At 32.9% G+C, this 11281-nt stretch carries 9 protein-coding genes; 5 read left to right on the top strand and 4 right to left on the bottom strand.

From position 1 onward, the window contains the following. Positions 1 to 163: 163 nt before the first annotated feature. Both WN975_RS22330 and WN975_RS22325 read right to left on the bottom strand, forming a co-directional pair. Positions 164 to 607, bottom strand: a complete 444-nt coding sequence (locus tag WN975_RS22330) for a nucleoside deaminase (protein WP_041516481.1) — start codon at positions 605 to 607, stop codon at positions 164 to 166. Between the two features lie 50 nt (positions 608 to 657). Next, the gene (locus WN975_RS22325) at positions 658 to 1782 is read right to left on the bottom strand and encodes a DUF4172 domain-containing protein (RefSeq protein WP_337968411.1); all 1125 of its coding nucleotides are present in this window, start codon (positions 1780 to 1782) and stop codon (positions 658 to 660) included. Between the two features lie 147 nt (positions 1783 to 1929). Here WN975_RS22325 and WN975_RS22320 point away from each other — a divergent pair, with 147 nt between their 5' ends. The 4 genes from WN975_RS22320 to WN975_RS22305 are packed head-to-tail and all read left to right on the top strand — an operon-like array spanning position 1930 to position 6600. Further along, positions 1930 to 2766, top strand: coding sequence for a hypothetical protein (locus WN975_RS22320; RefSeq protein ID WP_337968410.1), 837 nt, complete (start codon positions 1930 to 1932; stop codon positions 2764 to 2766). Continuing rightward, positions 2763 to 3773 (top strand): hypothetical protein, encoded by a 1011-nt coding sequence (locus WN975_RS22315; RefSeq protein WP_337968409.1) that lies wholly within the window; start codon positions 2763 to 2765, stop codon positions 3771 to 3773. The genes WN975_RS22320 and WN975_RS22315 overlap by 4 nt, the downstream gene beginning before the upstream one ends. Then, positions 3770 to 5557 carry a 1-deoxy-D-xylulose-5-phosphate synthase gene (locus WN975_RS22310; protein ID WP_337968408.1) on the top strand — a complete coding sequence of 596 codons (1788 nt, stop codon included), beginning with the start codon at positions 3770 to 3772 and terminating at the stop codon, positions 5555 to 5557. Before WN975_RS22315 ends, WN975_RS22310 begins: the two co-directional genes overlap by 4 nt. Positions 5558 to 5598: 41 nt before the next feature. Then, complete coding sequence (locus WN975_RS22305) at positions 5599 to 6600, top strand: DUF3078 domain-containing protein (protein ID WP_337968407.1); 1002 nt, start codon at positions 5599 to 5601, stop codon at positions 6598 to 6600. Positions 6601 to 6736: 136 nt separating this feature from the next. Here the strand turns inward: WN975_RS22305 and WN975_RS22300 are convergent, their stop codons facing one another. Continuing rightward, positions 6737 to 8083, bottom strand: a complete 1347-nt coding sequence (locus WN975_RS22300) for a deoxyguanosinetriphosphate triphosphohydrolase (RefSeq protein ID WP_337968406.1) — start codon at positions 8081 to 8083, stop codon at positions 6737 to 6739. Between the two features lie 206 nt (positions 8084 to 8289). Next, positions 8290 to 8751: an Lrp/AsnC family transcriptional regulator gene (locus WN975_RS22295; protein WP_337968405.1), complete on the bottom strand. Its 462-nt coding sequence runs from the start codon at positions 8749 to 8751 to the stop codon at positions 8290 to 8292. 157 nt (positions 8752 to 8908) lie between these two features. Here WN975_RS22295 and metE point away from each other — a divergent pair, with 157 nt between their 5' ends. Further along, the gene (metE, locus tag WN975_RS22290; protein ID WP_337968404.1) at positions 8909 to 11230 is read left to right on the top strand and encodes a 5-methyltetrahydropteroyltriglutamate--homocysteine S-methyltransferase; all 2322 of its coding nucleotides are present in this window, start codon (positions 8909 to 8911) and stop codon (positions 11228 to 11230) included. The last annotated feature ends 51 nt before the right edge of the window (positions 11231 to 11281 follow it).

The following is an 11281-nucleotide window of genomic DNA, read 5'->3' as shown; positions in this document are numbered from 1 at the left end:
GTTACTTGGTTAAAAAAAACAGAGCGTATTTAACATTTCATTGTTAAAGGCATAACTAATGAAATATCAATAATATTGTAGTAAATATAAAGTATTTTCCGAAATATTTTTAAGAAGAAAATTCCCTAAGTGAAATTATTTTTTTGAAGGAGAAAAACAAGAATTACTTACGTCTTTCTATAAAGAAACGCTTCATTAAATCTGCAGCTTCATTGGCCATAATTCCAGAAACAACGGTCGTTTTCGGATGTAATTTTGTTCCCATTGTCATAAAACCACGTTGTTCGTCTCTGGCTCCAAAAACAATTTTAGAAATCTGACTCCAATACAAAGCTCCTGCACACATTTGACAAGGTTCGAGTGTAACATAAAGTGTGCAATCTTTCAAATATTTTCCGCCTAGAAAGTTGGCAGCTGCCGTTATTGCCTGCATTTCGGCATGAGCCGTAACATCATTTAACAACTCCGTTAGATTATGACTTCTGGCAATTACTTTATCCGCAACTACTATAATTGCTCCAACAGGAATTTCGCCTTTATCAAAAGCCATTTCAGCTTCCTGCAAAGCTTTTTTCATGAAATATTCGTCGGTGAAAGGATTTATCATAATTGCAAAAGTAGGGTTTTGAATAATTATTTTTAAAAGAATTCAAAACTTTAAATTTTAGATATCTCTTTATCGGACAAGTTCAAATCATATGATCGACTTCTGCCTTCTCCTTTTGGTATTAAAATACTATTATCAGTCAAATTCTGCAGATCTCTTGTAGCTGTTGCTCTGGAAGTTTTAGTAATAGAAATATATTTTGTAGTTGTCATTCCGCCTACAAAACCAGCAATACCGTATTCAAACATTTTCAATACCGCTTTTGTCTGCCTTTCATTCATTTTATTCTTAAACTGATCCATAAATCTACTTTTGTTTAAAGTAAAAAGAATAATTTGCTTTGCATTTTTCTGAGAATCTAAAATCAAGTTAGAAAAATAAAAAATCCAATCTGTAATTTCAAGTGTTCGTTGCGCTTCTTTTAAAGATTGGTAATACTTTTTTTTATTTTGTTCAATAGTACTTGAAATACTCATTAAAACGGGTCGGTTTAAAGATTCTGAAAGACATTTTTCGGCAATAGCTCTACCTATCCTTCCATTCCCATCTTCAAAAGGATGAATACTTTCAAAATATAAATGAGAAATCGAAGTTTTAATCAGTGCTTTTTTAATATCAGTTGTTTTTACTTTAAAACCATTATACCACTTAATGAATTTTTCCATTTCAAATAGAATCTGGTTTGATGGTGGAGCTTCAAAGTGAACTATTTCTTTATCATAACTTCCCGAAACGATTTGCATAGGTTCTTCTCCTATTCTATATTCACCAGGATTGATATGTCTTGAATATTCCATCAAAATATAATGCCATTGTTTTAAAGATAATTGAGATAATTTATCAGCATAAGAATTTCTAACTACTACCATCAGTTTTCCAACACCTTGAGCATTTTTGTTTCTTATTTTACCAAACCCATCATCTAAACCCAAATTTTTCTTAATGGAAGACATTATATCTTGCCTACTAAAAAATTCTCCTTCAATTTCAGAAGTTTTAATAGCTTCTGAAATCATAAATTGCATAATAGTTTCTTTTTGAATTTCGCTAGATAAAGAATTTACAAGCCCTTTTAATTCCCCAGTTTCCAATGCAAATTCAATACATAATGAATCTAATACCGAATCATCATATACAAATTCCCCCCAATTAGGTAGCTGCCAGTTATATCTCATGAGGCATTTATTAAAATTAATCACCTCAAATATAGCTATTTTTTGAGGCGATTAGCATAGATAATTACCTCATTTTTTAATAAATCATTTTTGTTGAAAGTCTTAGTATTTATTTTTTTATTACATTTAAATCTTGATATTCAAAATATGGTAAGAAACCACAAACTAACAATTCCTGAACCTTGCCAAGAAAACTGGGACAAAATGACCCCAAAAGATAACGGTCGTTTTTGTTTAAATTGTTCTAAAACTGTTATTGATTTTACCGAAATGTTACCGGATGAAATTCAGCATTTTTTCATTCAAAATCAAAATAATAGAATTTGCGGAAGATTTAAAGATGAACAATTAGAAACGATAACAATTCAAATTCCGAGTAGTATTATTTATACGCAAACTCATTATCATAAAATATTTTTACTGGCTTTGTTTATTGCAATGGGAACAACTTTGTTTAGCTGCTCGGATAAAGATGGTAACAAAAATAGAATTGACAAAATCGAGATTGTTGACAATACAACTCAAAATCAAGATGAAAACGAACCTGTTTCTTTCTGTTATGGGCATCAAGTCGAATCTAAAAAACCAAAACCGGAAAAAATTAGTACCGGAATTACGATGGGCGTGATGATTCCTCCTGATTTAATTCAAACGGGGAGTTTTCATTATCACATTATATACAATTCAACTGATTTGGATGTTTTGCCTGTTCCGGAAAACGGGATTAAAAACTTCTACGATTTTTTTACCAAAAATTATGTCGCTCCAAACAAAACAGAAAAATTTCATGGAGAAATATCTATTGTATTTGTTGTAGAAGAAGATGGCAGTTTGAGTAATTTTAACCTTGATAAAAATACACCGAAAGAAATAGGAGAAGAAGCAATTAGAGTTTTGAAAACAGCGCCGAATTGGATACCTGGAAAACTAAAAAACAAAATCGTTAGATCGACTTATGTTTTACCGATTACAATTAAACAATGAACAATAAATACAAAATAGCGATTCCTGAACCTTGCCATGAAGACTGGAACAAAATGACTCCAAACGAAAATGGTCGTTTTTGTTTAAGCTGTTCTAAAACTGTTATTGATTTCACAAGCATGTTACCGGATGAAGTGCAGCATTTTTTTATTCAAAATCAAAACACTAATATCTGCGGAAGGTTTAAAAAGTCTCAAATAGAAACCATAACAATTCAAATCCCGAGTCAGGTTTTATATACCCAAACGCATTATCATAAGATGTTTTTATTGGCGTTATTTATTGCTATGGGAACAACTTTATTTAGCTGTGCCGATAAAGATGGAAAGAAGCAAAAAATTGATAAAATAGAAGTTGTTGATAAAAATGCAGAGGAACAAATCATGATTCTAGGCAAGGGTTTGCCTCCTAAACATGACTCAAAAGATACATTGAGAGATGCTCCTCCTCCTCCATTAGTAAAAGTAAATCAGGGGAATTTTGTGAAAGGTAAAGCCCGAATTAAAAATATAAAATTTGTAAAACCAGTACCTACAAATTGTTCTGAGATTACTTATGACGATGATAAATCTTTATCAAAAACAAGCGATATAAATAAAGTAGTTAAAGATTCTATCGTAGAGGATGAAACTTACTATATGGGAGCAGCAATTGAAACAACGCCAAGCTTCCCTAATGGAATTGATAACTTTTATCAATTATTTATAAACGAATTTAAAAGTCCGGAAGAAACCGAAAATTTAAAGAATCGAATTATAGTTTCGTTTGTAATAGAAAAAGATGGCTCACTTTCGAACTTTGATTTTTCAGAAGATACAGATCCAAAAATAAAAACTGAAATAACACGTGCTTTAAAAACATTACCTAATTGGGTACCAGGCACACAAAATGGCAAAAAAACAAGAACAAAATATAGTATGCCAATAGCATTTGAAAAGACTCTTCTGAAAATTCAAAGTAATAAGTTTAAATTTAAAACCGTAAATTTGCTTTTTACCTTACAATGAAAAGCAAATTACTTTCTGACATATTCAATCCCGCCGATTTACGTTTATTAACCGAAGCGCAACTTCCGCAAGTTGCTCAGGAATTACGTCAGTTTATTATTGATATTGTTTCTGTAAAAGAAGGTCATTTGGGCGCTAGTTTAGGCGTAATTGAATTGACGATTGCTTTGCATTATGTTTTTAATACGCCCGAGGATTTATTGGTTTGGGATGTTGGACATCAAGCTTACGGACACAAAATTCTGACTGAAAGAAGAGAAATTTTTCATACTAACAGACAAATCGAAGGTATTTCCGGTTTCCCAAAAAGAAGCGAAAGTGTTTATGATACTTTTGGTGTTGGACATTCTTCAACTTCAATTTCTGCTGCTTTGGGAATGGCGATTGCTTCTAACTTAAAAGGCGATTTCGACAAACAACATATTGCAGTTATTGGTGATGCTTCTATTGCATCCGGAATGGCTTTTGAAGGTTTGAATCATGCTGGTGTAACCGATGCTAACTTACTGGTTATTCTCAATGACAATGCAATCGGGATTGATCCTAGCGTTGGCGCTCTTAAAAAATATCTTACAGCTGTAAAAGAAGGAAAAAATCCGAAGAAGAATAATATGATCAAGTCTCTGAATTTTGATTATTCGGGACCAATTGACGGTCATGATCTTCCTGCTTTAATCAAAGAATTAAACCGATTAAAAAATATAAAAGGTCCTAAATTCCTTCATATTGTTACCACAAAAGGAAAAGGTCTTCAACAAGCTGAAGAAAATCAGGTAAAATATCATGCGCCTGGAAAATTTGACGCTTCAACGGGAGAAATCATTTTAAAATCTGAAGAAAATTTACCACCGAAATTTCAGGATGTTTTTGGTTTAACTATTTTGGATTTAGCCCGAAAGAACGAAAAAATAATCGGAATTACGCCTGCAATGCCATCCGGAAGTTCTCTGAAATTTATGATGGATGAAATCCCGGAACGTGCCTTTGATGTGGGAATTGCAGAACAACACGCCGTAACGCTTGCCGCCGGAATGGCAACTCAAGGCATGATTGTGTATTGCAATATATATTCGACTTTTTTACAGCGCGCTTACGATCAGGTTATTCATGACGTGGCGTTGCAAAACTTACCTGTAATTTTTTGTCTAGACAGAGCTGGTTTAGTTGGTGAAGATGGTGCAACGCATCATGGTGTTTTTGATATTGCTTATTTGAGAACTATTCCAAATATGATAATTTATGCACCAATCAACGAAATTGCCTTGCAAAACATTTTATATACGGCACAATTAGGACTAAATCATCCAATCGCAATTCGATATCCACGTGGTCGAGGCGTTTTGCCAAACTGGGAAGTAGAAAATTTCGGACAATATGAAAAAATTATTATAGGACAGGCTAGCGTATTAAAACCCGGAACAAAAACGGCTGTTTTATCAACCGGAACTATCGGAAATAATGTAACATTGGCCATCAATGAACTGAGCAATTCTGAAACTATTGCGCATTATGATTTCCCATTCACTAAACCACTAGACAACAATACATTAAACACTATTTTCTCGTCTTTCGAAAGGATAATTACTATCGAAGACGGTGTAATAAATGGTGGTTTTGGAAGTGCAATTTTGGAGTTTGCAGCAGCAAATAATTACAAAAATAATATTGAAATTTTGGGCATTCCTGACGTGTTTATTGAGCATGGAACAGTAAATCAATTACAACAATTGTGTAAAATTGACGTTAAAAGTTTGGTAAATCTTTTTTCAAACGCCACAAAATAATTATTTTGCACTACCAAAAAAAATAAAATAAAATCAACCTAATGAAATTATTGCGTTCTACCCTTTTGCTTCTATTGCTATTGAGTACTTCAAATAACTTTGCTCAGATTATACAAACGACTTTAGACCCGAATCAATTACCCAAACTTCCTTCAAACTGGACTAAAAAAAACCAATTAGGTTTTGATATTTCTGAAATTGCTTTTGTGAATTGGAGCGCCGGGGGAACAAGTTCTATTTCTGGTTTATTTAAAGGGGAATTTAATAGAACGTATCAAAAAGGAAATCATAAATGGGTAAACGAACTTATCGTAAAATATGGTTTAAATAAACAAGATGGTATTGAACTTCGTAAAACGGATGATGCGATAATGCTGAACTCTACTTACGGTTTTAGAAAAGATACGATCTCAAATTGGTATTATTCTGCTAAATATAATTTCAATACACAATTTACAAACGGATATAATTATCCAAATAGAGATATCGCAATCTCGAAACCATTTGCACCGGCCTATGTATTTTTAGGAGCCGGAGCAGAGAATTCGAACAAAAAGAAAAACAGGACTTTTTACTTCTCACCAATAACTTTGAAAACAACATTGGTTTTAGACCAGGATTTGGCTAACCAAGGATCTTTTGGGGTTCGAAAAGCTATTTATGCAGTTGATCCTAACGATCCTAATTCTCAAATTTTAATTAAAGAAGGACAAAAAATAAAAGCAGAGTTTGGTATTTTGTTAACAGGATACATGAAAAGCGAAATTTATAAAAACATCTTCTACGAAAACAGGTTAAGTTTATACACCGATTATCTAAATAAATTCGGGAATGTCGATGTTGATTATGATACACGTCTTGACCTTGTTGTCAATGCTTATGTAAAAGCAAACATTGGCGTTCATCTAGTTTATGACGACGATATTAAGACCAAAAAAGATGTTGTTGACCCAACTACCGGAACAACTTCGCAAGTAAATGACGGACCAAGAACTCAGCTAAGACAGGTTTTAGGCGTAGGTTTGATATATGCTTTTCAATAGAAAATTATTCGTTTCCCTATACGACAAACCCGACAGGTTTTCAAAACCTGTCGGGTTTACAGACGTTACTAAAATATATTATTTTAAACACATAAAAACCTATGTTTCTATGTGTTTATTTTTTTTATTGCAAATTCTAATTGCTTTTTCTTCCGTTTATAGTTTCGAATAATTCCAGAGCATTTCCATCTGTTAAAAGCGAAACAAAATGACAAATGTGAAGTAATCTCTCATACAAATTCGTTTTGTCTAAATGATGCTTTTCAGGTAACATTTTCAAAATCAATTTATCATAATTTGATGCTGTTCCTTCATATTTATTATTAAAAGCAGTTATAAATTTATCCAGCAAAGTCTGAATGATTTGATAACCTACAATTTCTTTCTCGACAACTTCGCGGCTTTGGTAGATTTTATCAACGCTTAATTTGATAATATCATCCATTTGCGCTTTGTATTTACTTTTATCCGTTAAGGCATAAGGAAATTTCCCAGCCAGGATCGCTTCTTCATTTTCGACAAAAACATCAACGGCATCATTAATTAAAGCGCCAATTGCCAAAGCACGCAAATAACTAATTCTATCTTCTTTAGTCTCTAACAATTTATATTTAGAAACTCCAATATTATCTTTTACAAGTTTAATCAAGTATTCTAAAGCAAAATCCTCCGAAACCAAACCTAGATTTATTCCATCTTCAAAATCAATAATAGTGTAGCAAATATCATCTGCCGCTTCAACCAAATAAGCCAAAGGATGTCTTTCGAAACCAATATCATCACCATCTTTGTTAGCAATCAATCCCATATCTTTGGCAACTTCCTCAAAAAATGCTTTATCAGTCTGGAAGAAACCATATTTTTTATCGGCAATATTATTCGTTGGTTTTTTAGGCAAACTTTCTTTTGGATATTTCATAAAAGCACCTAAAGTTGCATACGAAATTCTAAGTCCTCCCTCGATTCCCGGGCGACTTGCTGAAAGTACCGAAAATCCGTTTGCATTTCCTTCAAAATCAATCAAATCCTGCCATTGTTTGGCCTTTAATTGATCTTTATATTTCAAGCCTTTTCCTATCGAAAAGTATTCTCCAATCGCTTTTTCACCAGAATGTCCAAAAGGTGGATTTCCTATATCATGCGCCAAAGAAGCTGCCGCCACAATAGCGCCAAAATCGTTCAGATGATAACCGTGAACTTCTTTTAAATGCGGATATTTCTCAATTATTTTTTTTCCAACCAAACGCCCTAAAGAACGTCCAACAACCGAAACTTCTAAACTATGCGTTAATCTAGTATGCACAAAATCTGTTTTCGAAAGCGGAATTACCTGAGTTTTATCCTGCAAAGATCGAAATGCTGCCGAGAAGATAATTCGGTCATAATCAACCTCAAATCCTAATCTTGTATCATCTTGTTCGACACGTAATCTTTTGCTTGTATCGCCTTGGCGTTTTAGTGATAAAAGTTGTTCCCAGTTCATTGTTCTATTTTAGATTGTAGATTATTGATTTTAGATTGAGGATCTAATCGATGATTTAAAACCTCAAAAATACATTTTATTTTAGGATAATATTCAATAAAAATGGGCTACAGATTAAAAGATTGAATGTTTTATTTGCCACGAATTCACGAATTAATTCAAGCCCAATGATTTGTGCTAATTCGTGAAATTCGTGGCTAAAAAAGCTAAAACTCTAATGCTGTGCTATGTTTAATTTCTCCCATTACAAAAATGCTATTCGTGTTTCCAATGTTTTCAATAGTTGACAATTTATTCATTACAAAATCCTGGTAACTAGACATGTCCTGAACCAGAATTTTGAGCATAAAATCATAATCGCCGGCAATATTATAACATTCTATAATTTCAGGAAGCGCAACAATATCTTTTACAAAATTACTTCCCACATTTTTTGCATGTTCTTTTAGGCGAACATTACAGAAAACGGTCATCCCGCGATTCATTTTTTTCCTGTCCAGCAACGCAACATATTTTGTGATAAATCCATCACGTTCCAATCGTTTTATACGTTCATAAACTGGTGTAACAGTCAGAAATAATTTGCTTGCGAGATCTTTTGTATTAATATTTGAGTTCTCCTGAAGGTGTTTTAGGATCTGCAAATCAGTGTTGTCTAGATTTTCCATAGTATTTTTTACGGCCAAAATGCCTTTTAAAAGATTTTAACAGTAATATAATCTTCAAAAAATCATTTTTAATAGACTATTTACTTAAATAACAACCAAATATAAGTTTTAAAATCTAATACAATAAATTTGTTCAGTAAAAAATACTTAAATAAAAATGAAAACAAATAATTTAGGTTACCCAAGAATTGGCAGCAACAGAGAATTAAAAAAAGCCTCTGAATTGTATTGGGCAGGAAAAATTTCTGTTGATGAACTTATCGAAACCGGAAAAGATATCCGTCGTAGAAACTGGCATTTACAATCTGAAGCCGGAGTAGATTTGATTCCGTCTAATGACTTTTCTTTTTATGATCAAGTGCTTGATTTAACTTTAACTTTAGGTGCAATTCCAGCGCGCTACAGCGAATTGGCAAAAACAAATTCGGCTATAGATTTGTACTTTGCAATGGCAAGAGGTGCACAAAAAGACGGTCAGGATGTTGTAGCAATGGAAATGACAAAATGGTTCGATACCAACTATCATTATATTGTTCCTGAATTTACTAAGAATCAAAAATTTGAATTGTTTTCAGAAAAAATAATCGATGAATTCAAAGAAGCAAATGCTTTAAAAATTGCTACAAAACCAGTTTTAATTGGACCAATTTCTTATTTACTTTTAGGAAAAGAAAAAGAAGAAGGTTTTCACCGAATTGATCTTATTGATAAATTACTTCCTGTTTACTTCGAAATTTTCGAAAAATTACAAGCAGAAAACGTTGAATATATTCAGCTTGACGAACCTTTCTTAGCTTTAAATTTAACTGATAAAGAAAAAAACACGTTTACGGAAGTATATAATGAAATTAACATTCGCTTCCCGAAAATCAAAATCATTCTGGCTAATTATTTTGATTGTTTTGGAGAAAACTTAGCAACCGCTTTAGCTTTACCTGTTGACACTTTCCACTTAGATTTAGTTCGTTGTCCTTTGCAATTAAATGATATTTTAGAATCAGGAAAACTAAATCCAACAGTAAATCTTTCTCTGGGAGTTGTTGACGGAAGAAATATCTGGAAAAATGATTTCAAAAACTCTTTGAATCTAATAAAAAAAGCAACTGAAGCTTTGGGAGAAAATCGAATTTTGGTTGCGCCATCTTGTTCTTTAATTCACAGTCCATGCGATTTAGATTTAGAAACAAATGATGTTACTTTAACTCCTGAAATCAAACAATGGCTCGCTTTTTCTAAACAAAAAATCAACGAAATTATTATATTAAAAAAGTTAGCCTCTAACGAAATTGATGTTAAAAACTCTATCGATTTTGAAAGAAATAGAATTGCAAACGAAAATCGTAAAACTTCAAAATTGATTCATAATAATGAAGTAAAAACAAGAGTTGCCAATATTACTTCGACTGACGATAAGCGTAAAAGTACTTTTGTTATCCGAAGAAAAAGTCAAATTGAAGCTTTAAATCTTCCTTTATTTCCAACAACAACTATTGGATCTTTCCCTCAAACAGCTGAAGTGAGAAGCTGGAGAGCGAAATTTAAAAAAGGTGAATTATCAACGGAGCAATACAATGATTTGATCGAAAAAGAAACTGAAGCTACAATTCGTTTTCAGGAAGAGATTGGAATCGATGTTTTAGTTCACGGAGAATTCGAACGTAATGATATGGTGGAGTATTTTGGTGAACAATTAGCCGGTTTTACTTTTACCAAAAATGGTTGGGTTCAAAGCTACGGAAGTCGTTGCGTGAAACCTCCGGTTATTTATGGTGATGTTTCAAGACCAAACCCAATGACAGTAAAATGGTCAAAATTTGCACAATCCCTAACTCCAAAATGGGTAAAAGGGATGCTTACAGGACCTGTAACTATTTTGCAATGGTCGTTTGTTCGTAATGATCAACCGCGTTCTGAGACTTGTACACAGATTGCTTTGGCAATTCGCGATGAAGTAGTTGACTTAGAAAAAGCAGGAATTAAAATCATACAAATTGATGAACCTGCAATTCGCGAAGGTTTGCCTTTGAGAAAAGAAGAATGGGCAAATTATCTGGATTGGGCTGTAAAAGCATTCCGTATTTCTGCATCCGGTGTAAATGACGATACACAAATTCATACGCATATGTGTTACAGCGAGTTCAACGACATTATCCAAAATATCGCTGACATGGATGCTGATGTTATTACGATCGAATGTTCACGTTCACAAATGGAACTTTTAGATGCTTTTGCTAATTTTAAATATCCAAACGAGATTGGACCAGGAATTTACGACATTCATTCGCCGCGTGTTCCTTCAAGCTCCGAAATGGTTCGTTTGCTAGAAAAAGCTTCAGCAGTTATTCCGGTAGATCAATTATGGGTAAATCCTGATTGTGGTTTAAAAACACGTCATTGGGATGAAACCAAAAAGGCTTTAATCGAAATGGTTGCAGCAGCTCAGGAAATGAGAGCAGCTGTTGAAACCACTGTAAAATAATTATTTTAATTAGATATATTTTTGTTTTTTAGCGCCAACAAGTGGAGTCGA

Origin of the sequence: uncultured Flavobacterium sp. (assembly GCF_951805225.1) — a bacterium.
Lineage (GTDB): Bacteria > Bacteroidota > Bacteroidia > Flavobacteriales > Flavobacteriaceae > Flavobacterium.
Note: the sequence above shows the minus strand (reverse complement) of the source record. Positions and strands in the feature narration are given on the sequence as shown.